This is a genomic window from Bradyrhizobium sp. 153 (assembly GCF_023073835.1).
Classification (GTDB): domain Bacteria; phylum Pseudomonadota; class Alphaproteobacteria; order Rhizobiales; family Xanthobacteraceae; genus Bradyrhizobium.
Genome location: NZ_JADPKH010000037.1, coordinates 43,996 through 70,673 on the forward strand (window position 1 = coordinate 43,996; position 26,678 = coordinate 70,673).

Here is a 26,678-nt window from a genome sequence, read left to right on the forward strand (position 1 = left end):
CTCGCGATTAAGCCGATTTGCGCCGGACCGGGGCCGGAACCGGCTCGTCCTCCCGGGCAAGGTCGGCGAATTCGGCGAGCAGCCGTTCGGCGCAGATGACGCGGTTGCGGCCGAGCCGCTTCGCCGCATAGAGCGCCTGATCGGCCGCGCCGAGCAGCCGGTCCGGCCCGCCATCGGCTTCGCCGGGAATGTGGCTCGCGACGCCGACGCTGAGGGTGACGTGGTCGCCGGCGCCAGTGGCGCCATGGGCGATCCGCAAGCTCATGACAGCGCAGCGGATCTCGTCGGCGACGACGCAGGCGGCGTCGCAAGTCGTGTCGGGCAGGATCAGCGCGAACTCCTCGCCGCCATAGCGGCTGGCAAGATCGAGCGGCCGCACGGCGTGCCGGCTGACGGCAGCGGCGACCGCGCGCAGGCATTCATCGCCGGCCTGATGGCCGTGGCGGTCGTTGAACAGCTTGAAATGGTCGACGTCGACGAACAGCACTGCCAGCGGCTTCTGCGTGCGCTGGGCGCGGGCCCATTCGCTCATCAGCATCTGGTCGAAGGAGCGGCGGTTCGACAGGCCGGTCAGCCCATCCTTGGTGGCGAGCTCCTTCAGCGCCATCTCGGCGCGCTTCTGGTCGGTGAGGTCGCGCAGCGTTTCCACCACGGCGATCAGTTGGCCGGCCTCATCGTGGATCGGGCCGGCGTCGATGGCGAGATAGAGCTGGCTGCCTAGCTTCGGCATCACGCACCAGTTCTCCGCGGAAAAGCCGAGGCCGTTATGACCGCGCGCCGCATATTCCGAATAGAACTCGGGCAGCTGCTCCGGACGGTCGAGAGCGACCAGGTCGGCGAGACAGGGACGCTTGGTCTCGTAGAAGGCCTGCCAGTGCTTATTGGTGCCGATCACCTCCGAGGCGGCGACGCCGGTCAGCCGCTCGCAGGCACGATTCCAGATCACGACGCGGCGCTTCGGGTCGATCACGAAAGTCGGCACCACAAGATGCTGCATCAGCCGCACCGCGTAGGAGTCCGCGACATCGACGGTCTTGGAAGGACTCTTTGACTTCGTCATCACGCCACCGCCGCCACCGGTGCGGCATCGCCTGTGCGAAACAGTTTTCGCACCTCGCTGGCCGGCTTCGGCGCGCTGAAAAGATAGCCCTGCATTTCCGTGCAGCCGAGCTTGCGCAGCATCTCGCGCTGGGCTTCGGTCTCGACGCCTTCGGCGACCGTGGTCATGCTGCTGGCGGCCGCGATGTTCACCACGGCCTGCACGATGACCGGCGCACCGTTCGTCTCCGCGATGTCGGCGACGAAGCAGCGATCGATCTTGATCTTGTCAAACGGGAAGCGCTTCAGATAGCTCAGCGAGGAATAGCCGGTGCCGAAATCGTCGAGCGCGATGCGCACGCCGATGGCGCGGAGCTGGTGCAGGATCGAGAGCGCCGCCTCGTCGTCGCGGATCAGCACGGCCTCGGTGATCTCGAGCTCGAGCCGGCGCGGGTCGAGCCCGGAGGCGGCGAGCGCGCCGGCGATCCGCAACGCCAGCGTGTCGCATTTGAGCTGCACCGGCGAGACGTTGACCGCAACCCGCACATGCGCCGGCCAGGTCGCGGCCTCGTTGCAGGCCATGCGCAGCACCCAGTCGCCGAGCTCGTTGATCAGGCCGGTGTCCTCGGCGATTGGAATGAATTCGGCGGGCGACACCATGCCGCGCTCGGGATGGCGCCAGCGCAGCAACGCTTCGCAGCCGGAGACCTCGCCCGAGCGTAGATCGACCAGCGGCTGGTAGTGAATCTCGAAGCCGCCGTTCACCAGGGCCTGGCGCAGATCCTGCTCCATGGTCAGACGCGCCTTGGCGCAGGCGTCCATCTCCGGCTCGAAGAAGCGGTGGGTGCGACGTCCTTCGGCCTTGGCGCCGTACATCGCGAGGTCGGCATTCTTGATGAGCTGATCGAGATCGGAGCCGTCCTGCGGTGCCAGCGCGATCCCGATGCTCGCGTCGGTGGAGAGCTGATGGCCCAGACAGTGATAGGGCTGCCGGATCGCTTCGTACATCCGCGTCACGAACGACACCACGTCGGCGGAGGACTGGATCCCGGTCTGGATGACCGCGAATTCGTCGCCGCCGAGCCGCGCGATCAGATCGCCCTGCTTGAGGCAGCCGCGGAGACGGCCCGCGATTGCCTTCAACAGCTCGTCGCCGACATGGTGGCCGAGCGAATCGTTGATGCCTTTGAACTCGTCGACGTCGATGTAGAGCAGCGCGAACTGCCCGCCGCCGGCGACCTCCGCCAGCTCGCGTTCGATCTGCTCGCGAAACAGCGTGCGGTTCGGTAGATCAGTCAGCGCATCGTAATGCGCCATGTGCGCGATCTTCTCGTCGGCGCGACGCCGCTCGGTGACATCATCGATGACATGAATGAGATAGCGCGGCTCGCCGGCTTCGTCACGGATGCCGATCCGGGTCGAAGTAATGTAGCGAAGCCCCATGCCTGGCATCTGCCAGGGGTGTTCGTCCTTGAACAATCCCTTGGCCGATTTCAGCGCGCTGCTGTCATCTTCGGTGATACGGGCGGCAGGCGCCTCAGGGAAGATGTCGAAAGCGGTCTTGCCGACGACATCCTGGCGAGACTGGCCGAACAGTTGTTCGGCGACGCCATTGAGCAGCAGATATTGCCGCGTGCGCGCATCCTTCACCGTGATCTGCGAGGGAATGTGGTCGATGATCTCGCGCAGGAAGGTGTGGTTGCGGTCGCGCTCCTGCTCCAGGTTGCGACGCTCGGTAATGTCTTCGATCGTGGCAACCCATCCGCCTTGCGCCAGTGGCGTGTTGATGACCTGGAATGCGCGGCCGTTGGCTAGCTGATGAGTTCGCGTGGAGACCGTGCCTTCCGCCGCGATCCGCATGACCTCGGCGCAAAATTCCTCGACATTGCCATCGAACGCGCCGCGCTCCTTGCGGTGATACATCGCCTCGCGGATGTGGCAGCCGGGTTTGATGACGTCGTGCGAGAGACCGAACATGTCCGCGTAGCGGCGGTTGCAAATGACGATATATCCGGCGGCATCGTACAGGATCAGCCCCTGCGACATGTTGTTGAGGGCAGTGTCAAGCCGCTGCCGCTCCAATTCGATTCGCTCCTGGGCCTCGCGGCTCTGCCGGTTGATCTGCCGGATGATCAGATACAGGATCAGCGCGATCATAGCGGCCGAAAGCGTCGCGGTCGTGACCATGAAGCCGGTCTGCTGCCGCCAGTCGGCAAGCGCAGCCGACATCGTATTGGTCGCGACGATGACCAGCGGAAAATGATTGAGGGACGCGGCCGAGCCGAGCCGCTCCTCGCCGTCGATCGGACTCCTGACGCGAAGCGTGTGCTGACCGCCATTGGTCAGCACCTTCCGCATCAGCGGGGCATCCTTGAAGCTCCGTCCGATCAATTCTTCGACGTGCGGATAGCGCGCCAGCATCTTGCCTTCGCGATCGAACAGCGAGATCGCCGTCCCCTCGGCAAGCGCGACAGATGCAAAATATTGCCGGTAGCTGTCGGGATCAATTCGCCGGACCATCGCGCCGAGGAAGGAGCCGTCGGCGCCGTTCAGCCGCCGCGCGACGACCGTGGTCCATTTACCAATGATGTAGCTGCGGACGGATTCCAGGATGACCGGCTCGGCCTTGGGATCGGATTTGAACGACTGGAAGTAGGCGCGAGAAGAGATGTTGATCTTCGGCAGCGGCTGGGCCCGCGACCAGTTGATCAGCTCGCCGTCGGCGTCGTAGATCGCGATGTCGCCAAGATTGGACACCGAACTGATCTTGCTGCGTAGCATCTGGTTCGTCGCGAGCCCGGACATGTGCTCGCGGAACATCGCGGGCGAGCTGATCTCCGGCAGGTTCATCTGCGCGATTACATCGGTGGCGACGACGTCGGAATCCTCGAATTGCTGATCGAAGTGTCGAGCGATCAGTTGCACGGTGTTTTCCAGCTCGCGTTCGCGGTTGGCCAGGGTTCGCTCGCGAAACTCGCCGACGGCCATGGCGGTCACGGTGAAGATGCCCGCGACCAGCAGCACGCCGCACAGGGTCAGCCACAGCACTGGCCCGCGCCGAATGGCCGCCCTCCGGCCGTTGCTCGCGGCCTGCGACATTCCGGCAGCGATCGTTGCAAATACCTGGCGCATTCCCCCTCCCGCAACAGCAGGAATACACCACACAAATGGCCTAAAGCTTAGGAAAGCCAGTTACCTGAGCATTAATCCCGTCGCGCGATCGCGTCTGTGTGCAGCGAACCGCTGCGCTGCATCACTAACAGCGGCTTAATGCGAGGCGCTGCCGCTCTTGGCGCCGCCGGCATTGCGCAGCCGTCCGACCACGCCGGTCGGGAAGAAGTACACGCTGGCGATGAACAGCAGCCCGAGCCACAGCAGCCAGCGGTCGGGATGCAACAGCCCCGGCAGCAGCGGTAGCCCGGCTTCCGACGCCGCCTTGGACGCGACGCCCATCAGCGACTGCAAATAGTTCTGCGCGAGGATGAAGATGGCAGCCCCGATGATCGCGCCGTAGATCGTGCCCATGCCGCCGATCACGACCATCAGCAGGATGTCCAGCATGATCGAGAAGCTGAGGGAGGTGTCGGGCCCGGCATAGCGCAGCCACAGCGCATTCAGGATGCCGGCGCTCGCAGCGACCGATGCGGCGATGCAGTTGGCGTAGGTCAGGTGGAAGACGGTGCGGAAGCCCAGCGCCTCGGCGCGAAAACGGTTCTCGCGGATGGCCTGGAGCACGCGTCCGAACGGTGAGTTCACCACCCGCAGCAAAGCGAGGATCATCAGGGCGGAGATGGCGAATACCAGGTAGTAGGTGAGGATGCGGCCGTTGATCTCGAAGCCGAACAGGTTCTTGGAGACCAGCACCGTGCCGGGCCGCAGCAGCTCGGGAAGCTGAAAACTGCGTCCATCCTCGCCGCCGGTCAGCCAGGACAGCTGCGAGGCCAGCACCTGGAAGGCGGAGGCGACCGCGAGCGTGATCATGGCAAAGAAGATCGCGGCCACCCGCAGTGAGAACAGCCCGATCGCGAGCGCCAACAGGGCCGCGAGCGGCAGGCCGATGACGATGCCGGTCGCGACCGCGGCCCAGTTCGGGCCCATCCCGTACAGCGCGATCGCGATCGCGTAGCTGCCGATGCCGTAGAACATGGTGTGGGCGAACGACACCGAGCCGGTATAGCCGAGCAACAGGTCGTAGGATGCGACAAGGGCGGCGAAGACGCAGATCTTGGCTGCGACGTTGAGCGCCTTGGCGCCCGGGAACAGGAATGGCGTCGCCGCCAGCGCCAGGATGATGAGGACGAGAACAAGCGTGAGAACACGGCTGCGCGGCGGGTCGCCTGAGAGGATCATCATCGGCTGGTCACCGCATAGAGGCCGCGCGGCCGCCACATCAGAATGGCGACCATCAGCAGGATGTTGGAGACGAGGGCGAGCTTCGGCACCAGGAAACCGCCGTAATTGGCAACCATGGCCACGAGGATGGCGCCGATGAAGCAGCCGCCGATCGACCCGAGCCCGCCGATGATGACGACGATGAAGATCAGCACGGTGAGCTCGTCGCTCATGGAGGCATGGACCTGCTCGCGATAGAGCGCCCACATCACACCGCCGAGGCCCGCGAGCGCCGATCCCGTCATGAACACGCCCAGGAACAGGCGGCGGATACGATAGCCGAGCGCCTCGACCATCTCGCGGTTCTCGACGCCGGCGCGGATCAGGAGGCCAAGCTTGGTGCGGTTGAGCACGAGCTGGATCGCGATGAAGACGGCGAGGCCGATCAGCATCGCCAGCACGCGGTATTTGGCGATCGCGACGTCGCCGAGAATGAAGGAGCCGCGCAGCGAGGTGGGCAGCGGCATCGGGATGATCTGCGGTCCCCACAGCGCATACAGCGTCTGCTCGGCGACGATCAGGCCGCCGGTCGTCATCAGGATCTGCTTCAGATGCTGGCCATAAACAGGAAGGATCAGCACGCGCTCGACGACCAGGCCGAGCGCGCCGGACACGGCCATCGACAGCAGCGCTGCTGGCGCCAGCACCGCGAGGTTCACCCACAGCGAATCGGCCTGGATCGAGGCTGCAAACGGCGCCAGCACCAGGGTCGCGACATAGGCGCCGACCGCGATGAAGGCGCCGTGGCCGAAATTGAGCACGTCCATCAGGCCGAACACCAGGGTTAGACCGGAAGCCATGATGAAGATCATCATGCCCATGGCGAGGCTGGCGGCGGTCAAGGTCAGCCAGGTGCTGGGCGAGCCGATCAGCGGGATCATGACAAGCGCGAGCGCGACCGGCAGCAGGATCGGTGCGATGTCGCGCTTCGGCTTCGGCAGCGGATCATTTGCGGCGAGTTCAGTCACTGATGCGCCTCCAGGCTCAGGCCGAGCAGTCGCTCTTGCAGCGGCATGTCGGCGGCCAGCGCCGCCATCTCGCCGCGATGGACGATGGTACCGTTGTCCATCACCAGCACGTTGTCGCCGAGCTCGCGGGCGGCAAAGAAATTCTGTTCGACCAGCAGGATCGTCGCGCCCTTGCGCTTGATTTCCTTCAGGCACTCGATCAGCGCCATGACGATGGCAGGCGCGAGGCCCTTGGTCGGCTCGTCGATCAAGAGAAGCTTGCGCGGCTCGATGATGGCGCGCGCGATCGACAACATCTGCTTCTGCCCGCCCGAGAGGCTTCCCGCACGCGACAGCCAGAAGCGGCGCAGCGCCGGGAAGAAGCCAAAGATCCAGTCGAGCTGGGCATCGTCCAGCGGACCATCGCGCGCCGCCAGGACCAAATTCTCTTTCACCGTGAGGTCGGAAAACACGGCCATGCTCTCCGGCACGTAACCGACGCCGAGCCGCGCGATGTCGGGCGTGGCGCGGCGCTCGATCCGCTGCCCGGCGAAGCTGATCTCGCCGTGCGAGGCCTGCCACAGGCCCATGATGGTGCGCAGCGTCGTGGTCTTGCCGGCACCATTGCGGCCGAGCAGCATCGTGGTCTGCCCCTGCGGAACCGCGAGATCGATGCCCTGGAGAATGTGATAGCGGCCGATATGGGTGTGCACGCCGGAGAGTCTTAAAAGGTCGGTCATGCTGCACTCCCTGCAGCCGTCTTGGGCGCCACGCCGAGATAGGCCTCCTGCACGATCGGCGAGGCGATCACTTCGGCAGGCCTGCCGTCGGCGACGAGCTGGCCGTTATGCAGCACGATGATGCGGTCGGCGAGCGAGCGCACCACGTCCATCTTGTGCTCGACGAGCAGGATGATCTTGTTTAGGTCCTGTTTGAGCTGCGCGATCAGGTTCAGGACGACGGGCACCTCGTCGATGCTCATGCCGGCGGTCGGCTCGTCGAACATGAACACCTTCGGCTCCAGCGCCATCATCAGCGCCACCTCGAGCTTGCGCTGGTCGCCATGCGACAGGGCGGTCGCGGCGACGCCGCGCCGGCTGCCGAGCGCGACCTGGTCGAGGATGCCGTCTGCGCGGGTGATCAGGTCGCGGCGGACCATCCAGGGCCGCAGCATATCGTAATGAGTGCCGTTCGCAGCCTGCACCGCGAGGCGGACGTTCTCCTCCACGGTGAGGTTCGGGAAAAGATTCGTGAGCTGGAAGGCACGCCCGAGGCCTGCGCGCGTCCGCATCGGCGCGGACTGCCCCGTGATATCAATGCCGTCGAACAGGATGCTGCCGCTGGATGCGCGCAGCTGACCCGAGATCAAATTGAAATAGGTGGTCTTGCCGGCGCCGTTCGGCCCGACGATGGCGGTGAGCTCGCCCGGGCGGAACGTGCAGGTGACGTTGTTGACCGCGACATGGCCGCCGAAGCGGATGGTGAGGTCGCGGGTTTCGAGGGTCAGCGGCATTGGAGTCCGGCGAATGATGGAAACGGAGATATATCCGCGATCACGCTGCGCTCCCTCCCCCGCTTGCGGGGGGAGGGCTGGGGAGAGGGCTGTTTCGACAATCGAGAATCCCCAAGAGGAAAAACCCTCTCCCGGCCTCTCCCGCAAGCGGGAGAGGTGAAGCACCACCGCCCTACCGCTTGTTGCGGACCGGCACGTCCATGTCCTCGATCTTCAGCTCGCGCACCGGCTCGAGCACGGCCCAGGCGACGTTCGGATCGACCTTGACCTTGAAGTGATACATGCTCTGGAGCGCCTGATGGTCCTCTTTGCGGAACACCATCTTGCCCTTCGGCGTATCGAATTCCAGGCCTTCCATTGCCGTGATCAGCTTCTCGGTGTCGGTCGACTTCGCCTTGGTGACGGCGGCGACGACGGACATCGCGGCGGCAAAGCCGCCCGCGGTGAAGAAGTCCGGCGGCGCTTTGAAGCGCTTCTGGTGCTCGGCGACCAGCCAGTCGTTCACCGGGTTCTTCGGGATTTCGTAGAAATAGTAGGTCGCGCCTTCCATGCCGGGCAGGCCCTTATAGGCGGCGAGCGCCGGCAGGATGTTGCCGCCGGTCGACAGCTCGATGCCGTAGCGCTTGGGATCCATGTCCTGGAGCTTGGCCAGCGGATTGCCCGCGCCGGCCCAGATCACCCAGATCACCTTGCGGCCTGGCTTGTCCTTCAGCGCGTCGAACAGGCGCTGGCCGACGGCGGTGAAGTCGGTGGTCGAGGTCGGCGCGTATTCCTCGGCGGCCAGCGTCGCGCCCGTCTTGGCGAGCGCCTCCTTGAAGGCGGCGACGCCGTCACGGCCGAAGGCGTAGTCCTGCGCCAGCGTCGCGACTGTGACGCCCTGCTTGCCGATGGCGACCGCGTTGGAGATCGCGTCCTGCGAGGAGTTGCGCGCCGTCCGGAAGATGTAGCGATTCCACTTCTCGCCGGTAATCTGATCCGCGACCGCAGGCTCGACGATCAGAATCTTCTTGTTCTCCTCGGCGACGGGAAGAATGGCGAGCGCCGCGGCCGACGAGGTCGTGCCGATCGCGATGTCGGCCTTGTCGTCCTGATAGGCTTCCGCGAGGGCGGCCTTGGCGAGATCGGGCTTGCCCTGGTCATCCTTGGTGATGACGACGATCTTGCGGCCGTCGAGCGTCATGGTGCCCTTGGTGGCGTATTCAAAGCCCATTTGCAGGCCGGTCTCGGTCTGCTTGGCATAGGCCTCCAGCGGACCGGTCTTGCCATAGATAAGCGCGATCTTGAGATCGTCGGCCCGTGCGGACGCGCCCGCGGCGAGCGCGAGGACGGCTGTTGCCATGATAAATGATCGACGCACGATATTCCCTCCTGATTTAAAGCTTCTGGCAACAGCGATTTGCACACGCCGAGAAACTTTGCAATTCCACCTTACGGTGGTCTGGCGCGTGAGACCATGTGTGACAGCTGTGACAGCGTCTTGTCTTGATCGCCGGTTGCCGCCTGCCCAGGAAATCGGCAGAGCAGATCTTGCAGGTGCGCCGCAATCATCACAGGATCGGGTTACCAGGCTTTGAATCTACCTGCCTGAAAGGCAACCCTATCGCCGGTACCCGCTCGCCCGCGAATAGCCTTGGCGGTTCTGCTGCGTCGGGCGGCTCACCATGTTGACGCGCGCTTCGCTGGAGATTGGTGTTACGAGCTTCAGCTCCTCCAGGAAGATCGGCCGGGAGAAGTAATAGCCCTGCGCGTAGCGGATCTTGGTCGCGGCCTGGAGATAGGCGAGCTCCTCGTAGGATTCGAGGCCCTCGGCAATCACGGTCATGCCGAGCGCTTCGCTCAAGGATTCGATCGCGCGCAAAATGCCCTGGCTGCGCGGACGCTTATGGATGTCGGTGATGAAGGAGCGGTCGATCTTGATCTCGTCGGCAGTGATGTCGGCGAGCGCCGAGAGCGAGGAATAGCCGATGCCGAAATCGTCGATTGAGATGCCGACGCCGAGCTTGCGGAACGTCGGCAGGATTTCGGCCTGGAAATGATTCTTGGCGACAAAGGCGTCTTCCGTTACTTCGATCATGAAGCGGCTGGGAAAGCCAGTGTCGTCCAGCGCTTGCGCGAAGCTGCGCATGAACTCGGGGTTGCCGGCCTGCTTGGCGGCGACGTTGATGCTGATGGTTGCTTCGGCGCCGAAGGTCTCGTTGATCAGGTCGATCGACTTGACGATCTCGGCCAGCACGAGATGGGTCAGCTCATCGATCAGTCCGAGCTCGCTGGCGAGGTTGATGAACGAGCCGGGCGCCTGGATCACGCCTTCGTCGTCACGCAGGCGCACCAGGGCCTCGATGCCCGTCACGGCCTGCGTCCTGATGTCGACCTTGGATTGGAACGCGCAGCAGAAGCGCTTCTCCAGGATGGCAAGTCGTAGCGACTGCTCAACCTTCATTCGCGCCAGCGCCTCTCGCTCCATGCTGGAATCGAAGAAAGCCGCCGACCCCTTGCCATCGTTCTTGATGCGGTACATCGCGATGTCGGCGTTCTGGCGCAGAGTCTCGAAGCTGCGTCCGTGATCGGGGTAGAGGCTGATGCCGACCGAGGTGGAGGCGAAGACTTCCGAAGTGTCGATGAAGAACGGCGCGGTGAGCCGCTCCAGGGTCGATTGCATGAATTCGGCAACTTCCTCCTGGCTCTGGATCGGCGACAGCAGCAGCAGGAATTCGTCGCCGGAGATGCGCGAGAGCATGTCGGAATCGCGCAAGTCGCGTCCGAGCCGCTTCGACAGCTCGACCAGCAGCGCATCGCCGACTGCGTGGCCGTAATAGTCGTTGATGTGCTTGAAATTGTCGACGTCGAGAAAGGCCAGCGCGAACCGCTCGCCGCCATCGCGCGCGAGCAGGCCGTTGGCGTGATGCTCGATCACGCGCCGCGAGGGCAGCCCGGTCAGCTCGTCGAAATAGGCCGAGCGGAACAGCTGGTCCTCGAAATTCTTCTGCTCGGTGATGTCGGAGGAAGCCGAGATCAGGAGCTCGCGTCCGGCGAGGCGGACGGGACGATGGGTCGTGAGCAGCACCTGGCGCGCGGCGCCGTTGTGAATGGCTTCCTCGGTGACGACCGGCTGGCCGGCGCTCAGCGCCTGCCGACAGGCTTCGCGGCGCGGCGACAGATCGGGCGAGGGACGGCTGCCGTCGATGCCGAGCTGGGCAGCCGCGGCATCGTTAACCAGCAGCAGCTCGCCGTGCGCGTCCTGCACGGTCAGGCCGGCCGGCAGCATTCTAACGATTTCCTTGAGAAATCCGAGCTCGGCTTCGCTCGCGCCAAAATATTTATTGTCGTTCATAGAAGTCATGAATCTTGTTGTTTCAGCGCGCCTTTGCAATGGACGCGATCTTGCGCGGTTCCCTCTTAAGTTTGGTTAAGGGGTCCGAAGAAATACGGGGGTGTTTTGGCCGAAACTTGCGACCATGCGACGCGCGCCGCCGATCGTCATTAACAGAGCGTCAATGCGCCCAGGGAAACTGCGAGTGGAGCGCGCGTTCTCTTTCGCTTGTAACAATCCGGCGGCGCGATGAGCTTTGGCTGAACCGATGCGAGCCCCGGGCTCGATCACCTCTCTCTCCGGGGAGAGGTGACCCGATCGACCGAACTTTGTTGTCCGTCAGCCGCTCTTGGGGATACGGCATTGCATGATGCAATGGAGGCCGGTTTTCAAGAATGAGAGCTCGGTCTTGCCGTCGAAGGCGGTTAGCGCCGACTTCAGCAATTTGGTGCCGAAGCCCGGTGCCGACACCTCGCCGATGCTCGGCCCCTCGGTCTCATCCCAAGTGATGGTCAGGCGATCGCCGGTGACCGTCCAGGACACCTGCAACAATCCGCGCGGTGCAGAGAACGCGCCATATTTGCCTGCATTGGTGGCGAGCTCGTGAAACATCAGTGACAGCGTGACCGCGAGCTTCGGCGGCAGGAACAGCCGGTCGCCGTTGAGGGTGAAGCGCACATGGCCGTAAGGCCCGAGCTCCGCGATCAGGAGGTCGCGGATGTCGCAGCCCGCCTTGTCGATCCGTGAGATCAAATCGTCGGTGCTGGCCAGCGACCGCAGCCTCGGATCGATCCGGGCCCAGACCTGCGGCTGGTCGTGCAGCACCTGGTGCAGCACGGCGTGCACCGTCGACAGCTTGTTCTTGAGCCGGTGCTGGAGCTCGTCGACCAGCAGCTTGCGATAGTCTTCTTCCTCGATCAGGCGTTTGGAAATCCGGCGCTGCTCGATCAGCAGGGTACGATAGTGCTCGACACCCCAGATGGTGAGTGCACAGACCACCCAATAGAGCGTCAGCAGCGCAAACCGGGCGCGGTCGGCAGAGGCATCGCCGAAATTGACGATCACGCCGAGCACGCCGCCGAAAAGTGCGGTCACGATGCCGATCCGGAAGCCTCCGAACGCGGCGGCGAAGAACACGGCCGGGAAATACGGGGTGAAGTAGACGTCTGGCCGCACCTGGGCGAGAGCCCAGCGCGACAGCGTCGCGAGCAGCAGGCAGGCGACCGCGAAGGCGATGCTCAGACCGAGCGATGGCGGTGCCACGCCCTGCCAGCCCTTGCGGAACTCGTCGATCAGCTTCCCCATGCCCAGCCCGGTCGCGATGCCCGTCCGAAAGTCGAGCCATGGGTTCGAATGTTACGCATGTCGGACACGCAAGCAAAGCTTGCCTTGCCACGGGTCGGCGGGAATAGTGACCGTCGCGGCGCCGTCATCTGTCAGTGTCCGCCATCTGAAAATCAAATCATTCGAAAACGGGAACATTACATGGGCAGGCTGGACGGCAAGATTGCGATCATCACCGGCGCGACGAGCGGGATCGGATTGCGCACCGCGGAAGTCTTCGTTGCCGAAGGTGCCAAAATTGTGATCGCGGGCCGGCGCATCGCCGAAGGCGAGGCGCTGGCGAAGCAGCTCGGGCCGACTTGCGTCTTCCGCCAGACGGACGTGACGGTCGAAGCGCAGATGCAGGCGCTGATCGCGCTCGCGGTGGACAAATTCGGCAAGATCGATTGCCTCTTCAATAATGCCGGCGGTCCGGCGCAGACCGGGGGCATCGAAGGCCTCGAGGTCGAGCGGTTCGACGCGGCGATGGCGACGCTGGTGCGCAGCGTCATGCTCGGCATGAAGCACGCAGCGCCCCACATGAAGAAGCAGGGTTTTGGCAGCATCATCAACAATGGCAGCATCGCCGGCCGTCTCGCCGGGTTCTCGTCCTCGATGGTCTATAGCGCGGCCAAGGCGGCGGTGATCCATCTCACCAAATGCGTGGCGATGGAGCTCGGCGAGTCAAACGTGCGCGTCAACTCGATCTCGCCCGGCGCGATCGCAACCGGAATCTTCGGCAAGGCACTCGGGCTGTCGACCGACGCAGCCGAGAAGACGCCGGCGGTGATGCGCGAGGTCTACAAGACCGCGCAGCCGATCCCGCGCGCCGGTCTCCCTGATGACATCGCCCACGCCGCGGTGTTCCTGGCGAGCGACGAGTCCAGCTTCATCAACGGCCACGACCTCGTCGTCGACGGTGCCATGACCGGCGGCCGCAACTGGAGCCAGCAGCAACAGGGTTACGTGGCCTTGCGCAAGGCGTTCGATCAGGGGGCGTAGCGGCGAGCGGGAGGCGGGCTCCAACACCTCTCCCGCTTGCGGGAGAGGGAGTGCGCTTCTTGTGCTGCGAGCTATCAATCCGATCTCGTCATTGCGAGGAGTCCGCGATCAAATTGCGAAGCAATTTTGTCGCGGGCGACGAAGCAATCCAGCCTGTTTCCGCGGAGATAGTCTGGATTGCTTCGCTTCGCTCGCAATGACGGTGTGGCGCTAAATCGCCTTCACCCGCACCTGCAAGCCGTCCCGCGGCTTCGGGATCGGCCACATCTGCCAGTCCGGCTTGTAGCCCGGTTCCAGCGACACCTCGATGTTCTGCAAAAAATGCCGCGCGAAGCATTTCGTCTGCATATAGGCGAAGTGCAGGCCGAGGCACATATGCGCGCCGCCGCCGAACGGCACAAAGGCGAAGCGGTGGCGGTTGCGCTGGGCTTCCTCGGTGAACCGCAGAGGATCGAAGCGGTCCGGCTCCGGCCAGATGTCCTTCATGTGATGTGTGTAGAGCGGATTGACGCCGACGGCGGTGCCGGCGGGGATCGTAAAGCCCTTGAAAGTGAAAGCGCGCATCGCGCGGCGCGGCATCGATGGTACCGGCGGCTTGATCCGCAGCGCCTCCTTAAACGCCATCTCCGACAGCGGCATCTTTTCCAGATCGTCGAAGCTGCTCGGCGCATTCGGAGCGAGCCCCAGCGCGAGGACCTCCTCCCGCAGCCTGTTCTGCCAGTCCGGATTTGCCGCGAGCTCGCCGATGAAGGAGGTCAGGGACGAGGTCAGCGTGTCGTGCGCCGCCATCATCAGGAAGCTCATATGGTCGACGATGTCCTGCTCCGACAGCAGCGCGCCGTCTTCATGGGTGGCGCGGCAGAGCTGCGAGAACAGGTCGTCGCCGCCATGATTGCCGCGTCGCAGCGGAATCTGCTCGCGGAAATAGGCGACGATGCGTTTGCGCCCCTTCACGCCTCGCGCCATCTGGGTGCCCGGCAGGGGGCGGCGGATCGGGGCGACGGCGGCCGCGACCATGTCGATGAAGGCACGGTTGATCTCGTCGACTTCCGGTCCGATGTCGGCGCCGAGAAACGAGGCCGCAGCGAGATCGAGCGTGAGCTGCTTCATCGCCGGGTAGAGCTGCATCTCGCCGGGCTTGGCCTTCCACTGCGCGACGCGCGCGGAAATGCCGCGATCGAGATCGCGCAGATACGACTTCATCGGACCGGACTTGAACGCGACCGACAGCGCCTTGCGATGCAGGCGGTGCTCATCGAAATCGAGCAGCATCAGCCCGCGCGGAAACAACAGACCGAGCACCCTGTTCCAGCCGTGTGTCGACGAGAACAGCTTCTGCTGGTCGAACATCACGAGCTCGTTCGCTTCCGGACCGAGCAGCACGACATTGGTCTCGCCGAAAATGTGCGTGCGGTAGACCGGGCCGTATTTGGCGCCGTTCGCCTCGACGTGGCCCTTGGGGTCGGCGAGCACCTGAAAGGTCTTGCCGATGATCGGCCAGCCCTCGTCGCCGGGAATGTGCGTCAGCTCGTTGCGCCTGGGCGCAGTGAACTGAAGCGCAGGGGCGGCCACATTCTGCATCGACATGACGATCGCTCCGGTTGGCGGACACGGTCAGCATAGCACAGCCGATTGCGATGACACGGCGGTCGTTTGCGCACAAAATCGTCACACGCGCGTCGTTGTCGTCCCGGCGAAGCCGGGACAATCGCATTTGAGAGCAGTCCTTGCGGCCGATCCTTCGAGACGCCCGCCTTTGGTGGGCCCTCAGGATGAGGACGGAGCGCGCGGCAGCAGATTCGGCGGACGCCGATGCCGCTTAGCCTGATCCTGAGGAGACCGCCACCGGGTCCGCGCAAAGCGCGGCCCGATGACAGGCTCCGCGGTCGTCTCGAAGCACGAGGCGCTCGCTCAGGCGCCGCCAAGTATATGCGACAGCCCTGCGGGAGCGCAGATCGGCGCCTACCGCTTCGCCGCTTCCTTCTGCAAATCCGGTGCGTTCACGGCGGGAATCGCGACACGGCCGGGGCCAGTCACCTTCAGCGCCTCGGCGGCCTTCTCGTTCTCCATGATCTTGGCCATCACGGCCTGGCCCGCGCGCTCGAAGATCGCGCGATTCTCGATCACGAATTTTTGCGACTTGCGAAGACCGTCGATATAGCCGTTGATCTCCGGCACGACGTAGCGCGCGACCATGTCCCAGCTGCGGCGCGTATTCTCCGGATTGGCCCAGTCATGCACGAAGCCGATGATGGCGCCGACGCCGCCGGACACTTGCATCACATTCTTGATGGTTTTGACGAGATCGTCGGGCGTGCCGATGGTGGATGCCGCGCCTTCGACGAAGGCGGTCTTGTCCACGGCCTCATCAGGTGAGGAAAAAGCCGTGAGGCCCGGACGTTGCAACGTGCCGACATTATATTCGTTGTGCCAGCGCATCAGCCCTGCACCGGCCTCGCGGCGCGCCTGCTCGCGTGTCTCGGCGATATGCCAGGTCAGGAGCACGCGCCAGTCGGCGCGGCTCACATTGGTGCCGTGTTTTTTCGCCGCGTCCTCGGCGAACTGCCATTGCTGCTGCAGCGACATCAGTCCCTGCGTCGTCATCGAGCCCAGCGAGATGATGCCGATGCCGTATTTTCCGGCGAGCGTCATGCCGGAGGGAGAGATCTGCGAGGCCACCACGAACGGCATCTCCTCCTGCAAGGGTAGGATCTGGAGCGCGGCGTCGTTCATGGTGAACCAGTCGCTCTTCGCGGTGACGCGCTCGCCGTTGAAGAGGCGGCGGATCACGCCGATCGCCTCGTCCTGGCGGTCGCGCTGCGTCATCGGGTCGATGCCCAGCGTGTGCGCGTCGGACGCCAGCGCGCCCGGGCCGGAGCCGAAGATGGCTCGGCCGCCGGTCATATGGTCGAGCTGCACCATGCGCTGGGCGACGTTGAAGGGATGGTGATAGGGCAGCGACACCACCCCGGTGCCAAGCTTGATCCGCTTGGTGCGCTCGCCGGCCGCGGCCAGGAACATCTCGGGCGATGCGATCATCTCCCAGCCGGAGGAGTGATGCTCGCCGCACCAGAACTCGTCATAACCGAGGCTATCCAGCTGCTCGACCAGGTCGAGGTCGCGCCGGAACTGGAGCATCGGATGCTCCCCGATCGGATGATGCGGGGCAAGAAAGGCTCCAAACTTCAGGCGCGCCATGGCGTTCTCTCCGGCTTTGATTTTCTGTTTGTTGAAGCGGCGAGGCTACGTGCTCGCGGAAGCGAACGCAATCGTACGATGTCCCGCATGGCGGAATGCGCGCATGCGTCTGTCTTTTTCCTCCCCCATTCTTGCGTGCAGGCGCTTACGGCCGGGCTTGTCCCGGCCACCCGCGACCTTTGTCAGGGCACGAAGAACGTAGATGCCGTGCTCTGGCGCCGGAAGGCGATCGCGTTTGATCATTCACAGGAGATCGTCATGCTCGGACGGTAGCTGGCGCAGGGCGCGACCGCCGCCTTGATGGTGCGAGCAGGTGCCGGCGATCCTGCATCTGTTGGTCACCGACGATTGGGGCAGCCGCGCCTTCAGCGCGCGCAGGATTTCTCATCTCGCTTGGGCTGTCTGTCACATTGATCATGATCTGCGCCGCATTTCTGGCGTGAATGCGCCCCGCATCGGCACGAAGTCAGGGCATTGCGGTTAATGAGCGCAGATTCCACGGGAAATCCCGTCGATTTTGCAGGATTGACAGCACACGGCCTTTTTATTTCGCAATGCAGCAACTATCTGGTTTGGCTGGAGTTGAACCTCGCCCACCAGGAAGTTGCCGTGTCGTTAGCCAGAAATGTCGATCTCTTGAGACGTCTGCCAAAGCTGGACGGTCTGCGCTTTGCCGAACTCGGCCGCAGCGCAGGTTCATCCAGCCCACTGCAAGAGGTCACGGGCTTCGGTGTCAATCCCGGGACCTTGCGCATGTTCGCGTTCGTGCCGGCGCAGCTTCAGCAGCCGCGCGCGCTCGTCGTCGTGCTGCACGGCTGCGGCCAGACCGCTTCCGGCTACGATCTCGGCGCCGGCTGGTCGACGCTGGCGAAGCATTACGGCTTCGCGCTGCTGATGCCCGAGCAGCAGCGCATCAACAACGGCAACACCTGCTTCAACTGGTTCAATCCGGAAGACACCGCACGGGACAGCGGCGAGGCGCGTTCGATTCGCGAGATGATCGCGCACATGGTGGAAGCGCATCGCATCGACCCCAAGCGCATCTTCATCACCGGCCTGTCCGCCGGCGGCGGCATGACGTCGGTGATGCTCGCGACCTATCCGGAAGTCTTCGCGGCCGGCGCGATGATCGCCGGCTTGCCCTATGGCATTGCCTCGAACCTGCGCGAGGCGCTGGACGGCATGTTCCATTCCCCGGCGCGTCCGGCGCGCGAGCTCGGCGATCTCGTGCGCCGCGCCTCTGATCATCGTGGTCCCTGGCCGAAGGTGTCGGTGTGGCACGGCAGCGCCGACCGCACCGTCAACCCCGGCAATGCCAACGAGATCGTCAAGCAATGGCTCGATTTGCACGATCTGCCCGAGGTGCCGATGGCGGAGACCATTGTGGACGGCTATCCGCGTCAGGCCTGGTGGAACAAGGACGGCGAGACGCTGGTCGAGTCCTACGCCATCACCGACATGGCGCACGGCACGCCGCTCGGTCTCGCCGACAACGATCAGCGCTACGGCATGGAAGGCGCATTCCTGATCGAGGCCGGCATCTCCTCGTCCTATCACATCGCAAAGTTCTTCGGTCTCACCGGCTGGATTCCGGAGGCGGCAAAGAAGGCGCAAGCCAAGTCATCGAAGCCGGCGCTGACGCCCGCGCCGCATCTCGCCCGCTCGATCCTGACCGCTGTCGCCGAAAAGCCGGCCGAGCCGAAGCGCGAGAGAACACGCAGCTTCGATCTCGGCCGGATCATCACGCGCGCGCTGACGGCGGCGGGGTTGATGAAGTAGTTTGTCGCGCAGGCAGATGATACTCACTACGCCGTTGCGCCAATCATCTCGATCGGCGTCACCGTGACCTCGCCGCCGGCCACCTTGCGCGTCATCTCCTGATAGGCCCGAAAGAAGTCGCGCGATTGCAGGGTCTTTTGCGCGGTATCGTCCATGACGCTGGCGAGGTGGATATAGCTGCCGTCGTCGCGGTGCTTCAGGACACGATAGCCGATCCGCCCTTTCAGCTCCGGATCGCCGTCGATCGCCCTGATGAAACGGCCGACCTCCTGGTGCCAGGCCTCCGTCGTGCCGCTCCTGAATTCATACTTGATCATGAAGTGCTTCATGTGACGCTCCCTGTTCGTCATGTGCGTCAATCATCTGCGCCTTGCACGCGATCCTGCAAGTATGGACAAAATTGATAGTATGGATTTTTTCGGCGCCGCCCCTATTCTCGTGCAAGCTGGATGCGCATGGAGGAGACGAGATGGCCAAGGCACTGGTGAAGGCAACAGCGAACCCGGCGCGCACCTGTCCGGTCGCGGCGTTTCAGAAGATGATCAGCGGCAAGTACAAGCTGCGCATCGTCTGGGATTTGAAGGATGGTCCGCGCCGCTACGGCGAGATCAGGAGCGGTCTGCTGCGCGGCACGGAAGGCAGCGCGGAGATCACCCCGCGCGTGCTCAGCCGCGAATTGAAGGCGCTGACGGCGAGCGGCCTGATCGACCGCAAGGATTTTGGCGAGGTGCCGCCGAAGGTCGAGTATCGCCTGACTCGCAAGGGCAGGAGTTTTGTGCCGGTCGTCGCCGCGATCCGGGAATGGGGCGACCGTAACCTGAGCGAACCCGCGGCGCTGGCGGACGCCGCCGAGTAGAACCTTACATCTCGCCGGTGATGAACGGATTGGTCATCCGCTCCTGGCCGATGCTCGAGCCGGCGCCGTGTCCGCAGATGAAGCCGACGTCATCGCCGAGCGGCAAGAGCTTGGTCTTTATCGAATTGATCAGCGTGGCGTGACTGCCGCCGGGCAGGTCGGTGCGTCCGACCGAGCCGGCGAACAGGACGTCGCCGACATGCGCAAAACGCAAGTCCTTGTTGAAGAACACCACACTGCCGGGCGAGTGGCCGGGGCAGTGCAGGATGTCGAACTGCAAGCCGCCGATCGAGACGCTGTCGCCTTCGTCGAGCCAGCGGTCCGGCGCAAAGTTGCGCACCCCCGTCATGCCGAAGCGCGCGCCGCTCTCGACCACATTGTCGAGCAGGAACTTGTCCGTTTCATGCGGGCCCTCGATCGGCACCTTCAGCGCGTCGCGCAGATCGGCCGCGCCGCCGACATGGTCGATATGGCCGTGGGTCAGCCAGATCTTCTCCACGGTGACGCCGGTCTGCTTGATCGCATCCAGAATCTTCGGCACGTCGCCGCCGGGATCGATCACCACGGCCTTTTTGGAGGGCTCGTCCCAGATGATGGTGCAGTTCTGCTCGAACAGCGTCACGGGCACGATGATCGCGCCGGCTTTGGCTTTGGTGTCATTTTGCTCGGTCATGGCCTCACAATGCCGATTTTTGCCAGGCCGCCAAGCAAAAGATTCGGGCCAAACAGCCGGAACGAGACCGGGAACAATGGTCACACCGCCGTCCCAATTGATCTGCCAATTTGAACCGGGGCGTCGCTGTCGCGTTCTCCCGCGCGAGGGCGCAGATTTGGGTGGTCTTTCGGCATGGCTCAAGGCAATGCGAATTGGTGGCGCGACGGGATCTTCTATCAGATCTACCCGCGCTCGTTTCAGGATTCGAATGGCGACGGCGTCGGCGATCTCGCCGGCATCCTCAGGCGGCTGCCTTACGTCAAATCGCTCGGCGTCGACGCGATCTGGCTGTCGCCGATCTTTCCCTCGCCGATGGCGGATTTCGGCTACGACATTTCCGACTATACCGGCATCGAGCCGCTGTTCGGCACGATGGAAGATTTCGATGCGCTGCTCGCCGCCGCCCATGACAACGGCCTGAAGCTGATCCTCGACCTCGTTCCCAACCACACCTCGGACCAGCATCCCTGGTTCATCGAGAGCCGGTCCTCACGCGACAATCCCAAGCGCGACTGGTACATCTGGCGCCATCCGGCGCCGGATGGCGGCGTGCCGAACAACTGGTTGTCCGAGTTCGGCGGCAGCGCGTGGCAATTCGACGAGACCACGGGCCAATATTATTACCATGCTTTCCTGGCCCAGCAGCCGGATCTCAACTGGCGCAATCCGGAGGTTCGCACGGCGATCTACGACGTGATGCGGTTCTGGCTGGAGAAGGGCGTCGACGGCTTTCGCGTCGACGTGATTTGGCACCTGATCAAGGACGCCGAATTCCGCGACAATCCACCGAACCCGCACTACGTCGAGGGCCGGGCGCCGAACGAGAAGATCCTGACGCAATACTCGACCGATCAGCCGGAGGTGCATGACGTGATCGCGCAGATGCGGCGTGTCACCGATGCCTTTGGCGCGCGCGTCTTGATCGGCGAGATCTATCTGCCGCTGCATCGATTGGTGGCCTATTACGGCAACGATCTGACCGGCGCGCAGATGCCGTTCAACTTCGCGCTGCTCTCGACCTTCTGGAGCGCGCGCTCGATCGAGAAGATCATCGAGGATTACGAGAAGGCGCTGCCGCGCGGCGCCTGGCCGAACTGGGTGCTCGGCAATCATGACCGTCCGCGCGTTGCCAGCCGCGTCGGTCCCGAGCAGGCGCGTGTCGCCGCCATGCTGCTGCTGACGCTGCGCGGCACGCCGACGCTCTATTACGGCGACGAGATCGGCATGCATCAGCTCGCGATCGCGCCGGAGGACGTACGCGACCCCTTCGAGAAGAACGTGCCCGGCATCGGTGTCGGCCGCGACGGCTGCCGCACGCCGATGCAATGGGATTCCTCCAACTTCGCCGGCTTCTCGGAGGTCCGGCCATGGCTGCCTCTGCCGGAGGATCACATCCGCGAAAACGTCGTCAATCTCGAAGCCGATCCACGCTCGATCCTCACGCTATACAGGCGCCTGATCGCGTTGCGGAAAGCTTCCCCGCCGCTGGTCGCAGGTGATTATCACCCGATCTCGGCGCAAGGCGATCTGCTGATTTATCGCCGCGAGGCCGGCGGCAAGGCGGTGATCGTGGCGCTCAATCTCGGCGCCGATCCGATCGCTGTCACCACCAGCGCCATCCCCTTCGGCAGCGAGATCCTGCTGTCGACGTTTCTCGATCGCGAGGGGGAGAAGTTGGAGGGCGTGCTGGACTTGCGCGGCAACGAGGGCATGGTGCTGGCGCCGCCGACGTAGCCACGCTTTCGCCAGGAGAACGTCGGAAGAGTGACCACTGCTATCTCCCTGTCATTGCGAGCGCATCGAAGCAATCCAGACTGTCACCGCGGCGCGATTCTGGATTGCTTCGCTACCCTCGCAATGACGATCGTTGAAGCAGTGGAGCAGATTGCGGCTCTCGACGTCACCCCGGATGCTTCTTCGCCCGCACCGTGCTCCCGTCGATGTCGCTCCGCTTCAACAGATAATCCAGCCCGCCGACGCGGTACCAGCGATAGCCGTAGGGCTCCAGCACGACGCGGTGCTGGCCGCGCTTGTCGGCGTGGCTGTGGTCTTCCGCGAGCAGATTGACGAGGTGCGCGCCGGCCCCATCAGGCAATCCGGCCGAGAACGCGATCTCGCGCGGCTTCTCGTCGAGATTGTGCACGAACAGCACCGAATTGTTGCGCCAGTCATAGCGCATGATGAACACGGCGGGATCGCGCACAGGAATTATCGCGAAATCGCCCCAGCCGACTTCCGGCACCTCCTTGCGCATGCGCACGATGCGTTCGGTCCAGTTCAGCATCGAGTTGGGATCGCGCCGCTGCTTGGCAACGTTGACGTGGTCGTAGCCGTAAGGGCCCTTGTCGATGACGGGGCATGCCGGCTTGTTGCTCTTGGTGAAGCCGCCATGCGGCTCGGTCGACCATTGCATCGGCGTGCGCGCGCAGTTGCGTTCAGGCAGCGAGAGATCGTCGCCCATCGCGATCTCGTCGCCATAACGGATGACGGGCGTCCCCGGCAGCGTGCACATCAGGCTATAGGCGAGCTCGAGCCGCCGGCGGTCGCCGCCCAACATCGGTGCGAGGCGCCGCCTGATGCCGCGGTCGTAGAGCTGCATGTCCTTGTCGGGACCGAAGCATTTGAACACGATCTCGCGCTGTGCCTTGGTCAGGCGGCCGAGATCGAGCTCGTCGTGATTGCGCAGGAACAGCCCCCATTGCGCGGTGGCCGGCCGCGGCTTGGTCGCCTTCAGCGCCTTCGCCAACGGCCGCGAGTCGGCCGAGGCCAACGCGTAGAACAGGTTCTGGTTGACGTGGAAGTTGAACATCATGTGCATGCGATCGCCGTCGCGCCCGAAATATTCCATGTCCGTCTTCGGCAGCACGTTGGCTTCGGCAAGGATGATGGCGTCGCCCTGGCGCCATTGCAGGAATTCGCGGAAGGCGCGCAGCATGTCGTACTGCTCGACCGGCTTCCTCACTTTCGCGCCCTTGGTCGCGATCACGAAGGGCACGGCATCCATGCGGAAGCCGGAGACGCCGAGCTGGATCCAGAACCCCATGATCTTGAGGATCTCGGCCTGCACGCGCGGGTTTGAGGTGTTGAGATCGGGCTGGAAATCGTAGAAGCGATGAAAGTACCAGGCACCGGCTTCCTTGTCGCGCGTCCATGTCGATTTCTGCACGCCTGGAAACACCATGCCCTCGTTGGCGTTGGCCGGCTTCTTGTCGGACCAGACATACCAGTCGCGATAGGGCGAGTTCTTGTCGCGCCGCGCCTCCTTGAACCAGGGATGCTGGTCCGAGGTGTGGTTGACCACGAGATCGATGATGATTCGGATGCCGCGCTGCTTGCAGCCATGGGCGAACTCGACGAAATCGCCGAGCGTGCCGTAGCGGGAATCGACGCTGTAATAGTCTGCGATGTCATAGCCGTCGTCGCGGCCCGGTGAGGTCTGGAACGGCATCAGCCAGATCGTGGTGATGCCAAGCCCGTGCAGATAGTCGAGCCGGCGGAGCAAGCCCTTGAAGTCGCCGATGCCGTCGCCGTTGGCGTCCATGTAGGAGCCGACGGACAGGCAGTAGATCATGCCGTTCTTGTACCAGAGATCGTCGATCATGCGCCGCAGCCTCGATGGATCCGCCCGGGCGCGGCGGCTGCGTGATAAGTGTGAAGGAGAAGGGAGGTTCCGCCCTCTCGCCTCACACTCGCTGTCGTCCCGGGGCGCGTAGCGAGCCCGAGACCCTTAACCCCCAGGGAGAAGTTTGGCGAAGATTCGAAGTGACCGTCTTCGTTAAGCAACCACTTCCTGTGGTTATGGATTCCGGGCTCGCCCCAAGCGGGCGCGCGCCGGAATGACGGGTGGGGAGACAGTGTCCGTCCCTCACGGAATCGGCTATCCTCCTCCCATGGACAACACCGCCCGCAACATCGCTCTCGTACCGCCGCCGGACCGTCGCCAGTCGGAGACGGCGCTTGCGGTTGCGCGCGGGACGGCGCGGCTGTTGCGATCGCTCGGCTTCTCATGCATCAGCGAATTGCCGCTGCCGTCGGGCCGCCGCGCCGATCTCGTCGCGTTGAACGAGCGCGGCGAGGTCTGGATCGTCGAGATTAAGTCGTCGGTGGAGGATCTGCGCGCCGATCAGAAATGGCACGAATACCGCGCTCATTGCGACCGGCTGTTCTTCGCCTTCACGCAGGATCTGCCGTGCGAGATCTTTCCTGAAGATACCGGCCTCATCATTGCCGACGCCTATGGCGCGCACATGCATTGCGAGGCGCCCGAGCACAAGCTTGCTGCCGCCACGCGCAAGCAGATGACGGTGCGCTTCGCGATGGCGGCAGCGCTGCGGATCAACCGCCTGGTCGATCCGCAGGGACACGCGGATTTCTGGGAGTAGGGCGCACTCGTGTCCCGGACGCGCTGCAGCTGAACGCTGCGGCGCAGAGCCGGGACCCAGAAGGCGATAATGTATGCTGAGGCATGGGCCCCAGCTCAGCAGCGCACCACTTCGTGCTGCGCTGCGTCCGGGGCGCAAGTGCGGCGAAAACTACCTCGGCGCGCGCTTGGCCAAAATCCGCTGCAACGTGCGGCGGTGCATGTTCAGCCGGCGCGCCGTCTCCGAGACGTTGCGGTTGCACATTTCGTAGATGCGCTGGATGTGTTCCCAGCGCACGCGGTCGGCGGACATCGGATTGGTCGGCAGTTCGGATTTCTCCGCGCTGGTCGAGAGCAGCGCCGCGACGACGTCGTCGGCGTCCGCGGGTTTCGAGAGATAATCGACCGCGCCCATCTTTACCGCGGTCACGGCGGTGGCGATGTTGCCATAGCCGGTCAGCACGATCGCGCGCGCGTCCGGGCGCTTCTTCTTCAGCGCCGAGACCACGTCAAGGCCGTTGCCGTCGCCGAGCCGCAAATCCACCACGGCGAAGGCCGGTGCCGATTTGCCGATCTGCGCAAGACCGTCCGAGACGGTGTCGCAGGATGTCACGGCAAAGCCCCGCGTCTCCATCGCGCGCGACAGCCGCTCCAGAAACGGCTTGTCGTCCTCCACGATGAGAAGCGAGCGGTCGGTCTGTTCGTTCAGTTCGGCGATGGCGTTCAAGGTGTTGTCCTCTCTCCAGCGCATTGACATATGGCGTCGCAATCGTTCGGTGCCAAGGCGGCCAATAGTCGATCGGCCCCGTTGTGCGACGCAAGGTCGCGGCCTATCCTATTGTTTCTTCAAGCGTCTCGATAGCCTCAAAACGCTCTCGCGGCCAATTGATCTGGACCACCGCGCCGTGATCCGGAAAGGTCCGGTTGGTAAAGGAGACCTTGGCGCCGGTGCGTTCGAGCAGTGTGCGCGCGATGAACACGCCGAGACCGAGGCCGCGCCGCTCGCCGCCGCCTTCATCCTGGGTGCGCCGCCGCGACAGATAGGGCTCACCGATCCGGTTGAGGATGTCGGGCGGGATGCCGGGACCGTCGTCGGAGATCACGAGTTCGATATGGTCCTTGTTCCACCAGGCGTTCACCTCAACGGTGGTGCGAGCGAAATCGACTGCGTTCTCGACGATGTTGCCGATGCCATAGAGGATCGCGGGGTTGCGTGAGCCGACCGGCTCGGCCGCGACGGCCACCGCGATCCGCACCTTGATCTCGACACCGAAGTCGCGATGTGGCGCAACCACCTCCTCGATCAGCTCCGACAGCTTCATGCGGTCGAACGGCGCGCCGGTGGAGGACAGCTGCGTGATCTTGCTCAATATGTCGCGGCAGCGCTGGGTCTGCTCGCGCAGGGTTTTCAGGTCGGCGGCGATGGTCGGATCGTTCACCGTCTTTTCCAATTCGCGCGAGATCAGGAAGATGGTCGCGAGCGGCGTGCCGAGCTCATGCGCGGCTGCGGCAGCTAATCCGTCGAGCTGGGTCAGATGCTGCTCGCGCGTCAGCACGAGCTCGGTTGCAGCCAGCGCGTCCGCGAGCTTGCGCGCCTCCTCGGTCACCTGGAAGGAGTAGAGGCTGGTGACGCCGATCGCGAGCGCGATCGAGAGCCAGACGCCGATGAGATAGATCGGCGGCAGCACCAGGGGATCATCGGAATCCCAGGGCAGCGGCAGATGAAAGAAGAATAGGATCGAGGCGCAGGCAACGGCAAGCAGGCCGAGGCCAAAGGTGAAGCGGGCGGGCAGCGCCGTGGCCGAGATCAGCACGGGTGCGAGGAACAGGAACGAGAACGGGTTCTGGAGGCCGCCGGTGAAGAACAAAAGCCCAGCCAATTCCACGATGTTGAGTGCCAGCAGTCCGGCCGCCTGCATCGGCTCCAACCGCTGCATTGGATTGGCCACCGTCTGGAGCGCCAGGTTGAGTGCTGCCGACAGGAAGATGATGCTGACGCAGGGGACGATCTCGACGTTGAATTCCAGCCCCTGCGCCACGATGAAGATCGCGGCGAGCTGCCCCAGCACCGCGAGCCAGCGCAGCCGCAGGATCGTGTCCAGGCGGATATGCCGCTGCGCGTGGCGAAAGCCGGAATCGGCAATTTCGGTCATGTCGGCCAATGTGGCGGTGCCTTCTCGATCACAAGCGCTGGGCTCACGGAACCACCCAGGAATTACAAGCCTTGCGCTATCGGCTGCAATAG

The 26,678-nt window shown here is 63.9% G+C and carries 22 protein-coding genes; 6 read left to right on the forward strand and 16 right to left on the reverse strand.

Features of this window, described 5'->3' with window-relative positions; genetic code table 11:
• Window positions 1–7 precede the first annotated feature (7 nt).
• The 9 genes from IVA91_RS10035 to IVA91_RS10075 form a co-directional block, all read right to left on the reverse strand.
• Window positions 8–1,060 carry a diguanylate cyclase gene (locus IVA91_RS10035; protein ID WP_247282009.1) on the reverse strand — a complete coding sequence of 351 codons (1,053 nt, stop codon included), beginning with the start codon at window positions 1,058–1,060 and terminating at the stop codon, window positions 8–10.
• Entirely contained in the window at window positions 1,060–4,170 is a 3,111-nt protein-coding gene (locus tag IVA91_RS10040) for an EAL domain-containing protein (RefSeq protein WP_247282008.1), read from the reverse strand. Before IVA91_RS10040 ends, IVA91_RS10035 begins: the two co-directional genes overlap by 1 nt.
• A 135-nt stretch (window positions 4,171–4,305) precedes the next feature.
• Window positions 4,306–5,391 carry a branched-chain amino acid ABC transporter permease gene (locus tag IVA91_RS10045; protein WP_247282007.1) on the reverse strand — a complete coding sequence of 362 codons (1,086 nt, stop codon included), beginning with the start codon at window positions 5,389–5,391 and terminating at the stop codon, window positions 4,306–4,308.
• A complete protein-coding gene (locus tag IVA91_RS10050; RefSeq protein ID WP_247282006.1) occupies window positions 5,388–6,398 on the reverse strand; it encodes a branched-chain amino acid ABC transporter permease in 1,011 nt (336 codons plus the stop codon). The genes IVA91_RS10045 and IVA91_RS10050 overlap by 4 nt, the downstream gene beginning before the upstream one ends.
• Complete coding sequence (locus tag IVA91_RS10055) at window positions 6,395–7,117, reverse strand: ABC transporter ATP-binding protein (RefSeq protein WP_247282005.1); 723 nt, start codon at window positions 7,115–7,117, stop codon at window positions 6,395–6,397. The genes IVA91_RS10050 and IVA91_RS10055 overlap by 4 nt, the downstream gene beginning before the upstream one ends.
• A complete protein-coding gene (locus IVA91_RS10060; protein WP_247282004.1) occupies window positions 7,114–7,890 on the reverse strand; it encodes an ABC transporter ATP-binding protein in 777 nt (258 codons plus the stop codon). Before IVA91_RS10060 ends, IVA91_RS10055 begins: the two co-directional genes overlap by 4 nt.
• Window positions 7,891–8,062: 172 nt before the next feature.
• Window positions 8,063–9,247 (reverse strand): substrate-binding domain-containing protein, encoded by a 1,185-nt coding sequence (locus IVA91_RS10065; RefSeq protein ID WP_247282003.1) that lies wholly within the window; start codon window positions 9,245–9,247, stop codon window positions 8,063–8,065.
• A 240-nt stretch (window positions 9,248–9,487) separates the two neighbouring features.
• Window positions 9,488–11,221, reverse strand: a complete 1,734-nt coding sequence (locus IVA91_RS10070) for an EAL domain-containing protein (RefSeq protein ID WP_247282002.1) — start codon at window positions 11,219–11,221, stop codon at window positions 9,488–9,490.
• A 318-nt stretch (window positions 11,222–11,539) separates the two neighbouring features.
• Complete coding sequence (locus tag IVA91_RS10075) at window positions 11,540–12,505, reverse strand: sensor histidine kinase (RefSeq protein ID WP_247282001.1); 966 nt, start codon at window positions 12,503–12,505, stop codon at window positions 11,540–11,542.
• 180 nt (window positions 12,506–12,685) lie between these two features.
• On the opposite strand from IVA91_RS10075, the gene IVA91_RS10080 reads away from it, so the two are divergent.
• Window positions 12,686–13,525: a glucose 1-dehydrogenase gene (locus IVA91_RS10080; RefSeq protein WP_247282000.1), complete on the forward strand. Its 840-nt coding sequence runs from the start codon at window positions 12,686–12,688 to the stop codon at window positions 13,523–13,525.
• Window positions 13,526–13,735: 210 nt separating this feature from the next.
• On the opposite strand, the gene IVA91_RS10085 is transcribed toward IVA91_RS10080, so the two are convergent.
• Together IVA91_RS10085 and IVA91_RS10090 are read right to left on the reverse strand one after the other, a co-directional pair.
• On the reverse strand, window positions 13,736–15,112 hold the full coding sequence (locus IVA91_RS10085; RefSeq protein WP_247281999.1) for a cytochrome P450: 1,377 nt from the start codon (window positions 15,110–15,112) through the stop codon (window positions 13,736–13,738).
• A 375-nt stretch (window positions 15,113–15,487) separates the two neighbouring features.
• Window positions 15,488–16,723, reverse strand: a complete 1,236-nt coding sequence (locus IVA91_RS10090; protein ID WP_247281998.1) for an LLM class flavin-dependent oxidoreductase — start codon at window positions 16,721–16,723, stop codon at window positions 15,488–15,490.
• Between IVA91_RS10090 and IVA91_RS10095 the strand changes: the two genes are divergently transcribed.
• Together IVA91_RS10095 and IVA91_RS10100 are read left to right on the forward strand one after the other, a co-directional pair.
• Window positions 16,667–16,996 carry a hypothetical protein gene (locus IVA91_RS10095; RefSeq protein ID WP_247282060.1) on the forward strand — a complete coding sequence of 110 codons (330 nt, stop codon included), beginning with the start codon at window positions 16,667–16,669 and terminating at the stop codon, window positions 16,994–16,996. The genes IVA91_RS10090 and IVA91_RS10095 overlap by 57 nt on opposite strands.
• A gap of 336 nt (window positions 16,997–17,332) precedes the next feature.
• Complete coding sequence (locus IVA91_RS10100) at window positions 17,333–18,502, forward strand: PHB depolymerase family esterase (protein WP_247281997.1); 1,170 nt, start codon at window positions 17,333–17,335, stop codon at window positions 18,500–18,502.
• A gap of 26 nt (window positions 18,503–18,528) precedes the next feature.
• Here IVA91_RS10100 and IVA91_RS10105 read toward each other — a convergent pair whose 3' ends face one another.
• Window positions 18,529–18,831 (reverse strand): hypothetical protein, encoded by a 303-nt coding sequence (locus IVA91_RS10105; RefSeq protein WP_247281996.1) that lies wholly within the window; start codon window positions 18,829–18,831, stop codon window positions 18,529–18,531.
• 140 nt (window positions 18,832–18,971) lie between these two features.
• On the opposite strand from IVA91_RS10105, the gene IVA91_RS10110 reads away from it, so the two are divergent.
• A complete protein-coding gene (locus IVA91_RS10110) occupies window positions 18,972–19,358 on the forward strand; it encodes a helix-turn-helix domain-containing protein (RefSeq protein ID WP_247281995.1) in 387 nt (128 codons plus the stop codon).
• Between the two features lie 4 nt (window positions 19,359–19,362).
• On the opposite strand, the gene IVA91_RS10115 is transcribed toward IVA91_RS10110, so the two are convergent.
• Complete coding sequence (locus IVA91_RS10115; RefSeq protein ID WP_247281994.1) at window positions 19,363–20,031, reverse strand: MBL fold metallo-hydrolase; 669 nt, start codon at window positions 20,029–20,031, stop codon at window positions 19,363–19,365.
• Window positions 20,032–20,205: 174 nt separating this feature from the next.
• Here IVA91_RS10115 and IVA91_RS10120 point away from each other — a divergent pair, with 174 nt between their 5' ends.
• A complete protein-coding gene (locus IVA91_RS10120) occupies window positions 20,206–21,807 on the forward strand; it encodes an alpha-amylase family glycosyl hydrolase (protein ID WP_247281993.1) in 1,602 nt (533 codons plus the stop codon).
• Window positions 21,808–21,973: 166 nt separating this feature from the next.
• Here IVA91_RS10120 and IVA91_RS10125 read toward each other — a convergent pair whose 3' ends face one another.
• Window positions 21,974–23,674 (reverse strand): alpha-amylase family protein, encoded by a 1,701-nt coding sequence (locus IVA91_RS10125; protein WP_247458710.1) that lies wholly within the window; start codon window positions 23,672–23,674, stop codon window positions 21,974–21,976.
• Between the two features lie 289 nt (window positions 23,675–23,963).
• Between IVA91_RS10125 and IVA91_RS10130 the strand changes: the two genes are divergently transcribed.
• Entirely contained in the window at window positions 23,964–24,455 is a 492-nt protein-coding gene (locus IVA91_RS10130) for an MmcB family DNA repair protein (protein WP_247281991.1), read from the forward strand.
• A 150-nt stretch (window positions 24,456–24,605) separates the two neighbouring features.
• Here the strand turns inward: IVA91_RS10130 and IVA91_RS10135 are convergent, their stop codons facing one another.
• The gene (locus IVA91_RS10135) at window positions 24,606–25,160 is read right to left on the reverse strand and encodes an ActR/PrrA/RegA family redox response regulator transcription factor (RefSeq protein ID WP_275974801.1); all 555 of its coding nucleotides are present in this window, start codon (window positions 25,158–25,160) and stop codon (window positions 24,606–24,608) included.
• Window positions 25,161–25,263: 103 nt separating this feature from the next.
• Entirely contained in the window at window positions 25,264–26,586 is a 1,323-nt protein-coding gene (locus IVA91_RS10140; protein WP_247281989.1) for an ActS/PrrB/RegB family redox-sensitive histidine kinase, read from the reverse strand.
• Between the last annotated feature and the right edge of the window lie 92 nt (window positions 26,587–26,678).

Excerpts from the sequence above, each read along its gene's own strand:
- IVA91_RS10035 (WP_247282009.1), bottom strand. The coding sequence starts at position 1,060 with ATGACGAAGTCAAAGAGTCCTTCCAAGACCGTCGATGTCGCGGACTCC.
- IVA91_RS10040 (WP_247282008.1), bottom strand. The coding sequence starts at position 4,170 with ATGCGCCAGGTATTTGCAACGATCGCTGCCGGAATGTCGCAGGCCGCG.
- IVA91_RS10045 (WP_247282007.1), bottom strand. The coding sequence starts at position 5,391 with ATGATGATCCTCTCAGGCGACCCGCCGCGCAGCCGTGTTCTCACGCTT.
- IVA91_RS10055 (WP_247282005.1), bottom strand. The coding sequence starts at position 7,117 with ATGACCGACCTTTTAAGACTCTCCGGCGTGCACACCCATATCGGCCGC.
- IVA91_RS10060 (WP_247282004.1), bottom strand. The coding sequence starts at position 7,890 with ATGCCGCTGACCCTCGAAACCCGCGACCTCACCATCCGCTTCGGCGGC.
- IVA91_RS10070 (WP_247282002.1), bottom strand. The coding sequence starts at position 11,221 with ATGAACGACAATAAATATTTTGGCGCGAGCGAAGCCGAGCTCGGATTT.
- IVA91_RS10075 (WP_247282001.1), bottom strand. The coding sequence starts at position 12,505 with ATGGGGAAGCTGATCGACGAGTTCCGCAAGGGCTGGCAGGGCGTGGCA.
- IVA91_RS10080 (WP_247282000.1), top strand. The coding sequence starts at position 12,686 with ATGGGCAGGCTGGACGGCAAGATTGCGATCATCACCGGCGCGACGAGC.
- IVA91_RS10085 (WP_247281999.1), bottom strand. The coding sequence starts at position 15,112 with ATGTCGATGCAGAATGTGGCCGCCCCTGCGCTTCAGTTCACTGCGCCC.
- IVA91_RS10095 (WP_247282060.1), top strand. The coding sequence starts at position 16,667 with ATGCTCCCCGATCGGATGATGCGGGGCAAGAAAGGCTCCAAACTTCAG.
- IVA91_RS10090 (WP_247281998.1), bottom strand. The coding sequence starts at position 16,723 with ATGGCGCGCCTGAAGTTTGGAGCCTTTCTTGCCCCGCATCATCCGATC.
- IVA91_RS10105 (WP_247281996.1), bottom strand. The coding sequence starts at position 18,831 with ATGAAGCACTTCATGATCAAGTATGAATTCAGGAGCGGCACGACGGAG.
- IVA91_RS10110 (WP_247281995.1), top strand. The coding sequence starts at position 18,972 with ATGGCCAAGGCACTGGTGAAGGCAACAGCGAACCCGGCGCGCACCTGT.
- IVA91_RS10115 (WP_247281994.1), bottom strand. The coding sequence starts at position 20,031 with ATGACCGAGCAAAATGACACCAAAGCCAAAGCCGGCGCGATCATCGTG.
- IVA91_RS10120 (WP_247281993.1), top strand. The coding sequence starts at position 20,206 with ATGGCTCAAGGCAATGCGAATTGGTGGCGCGACGGGATCTTCTATCAG.
- IVA91_RS10125 (WP_247458710.1), bottom strand. The coding sequence starts at position 23,674 with ATGATCGACGATCTCTGGTACAAGAACGGCATGATCTACTGCCTGTCC.
- IVA91_RS10130 (WP_247281991.1), top strand. The coding sequence starts at position 23,964 with ATGGACAACACCGCCCGCAACATCGCTCTCGTACCGCCGCCGGACCGT.
- IVA91_RS10140 (WP_247281989.1), bottom strand. The coding sequence starts at position 26,586 with ATGACCGAAATTGCCGATTCCGGCTTTCGCCACGCGCAGCGGCATATC.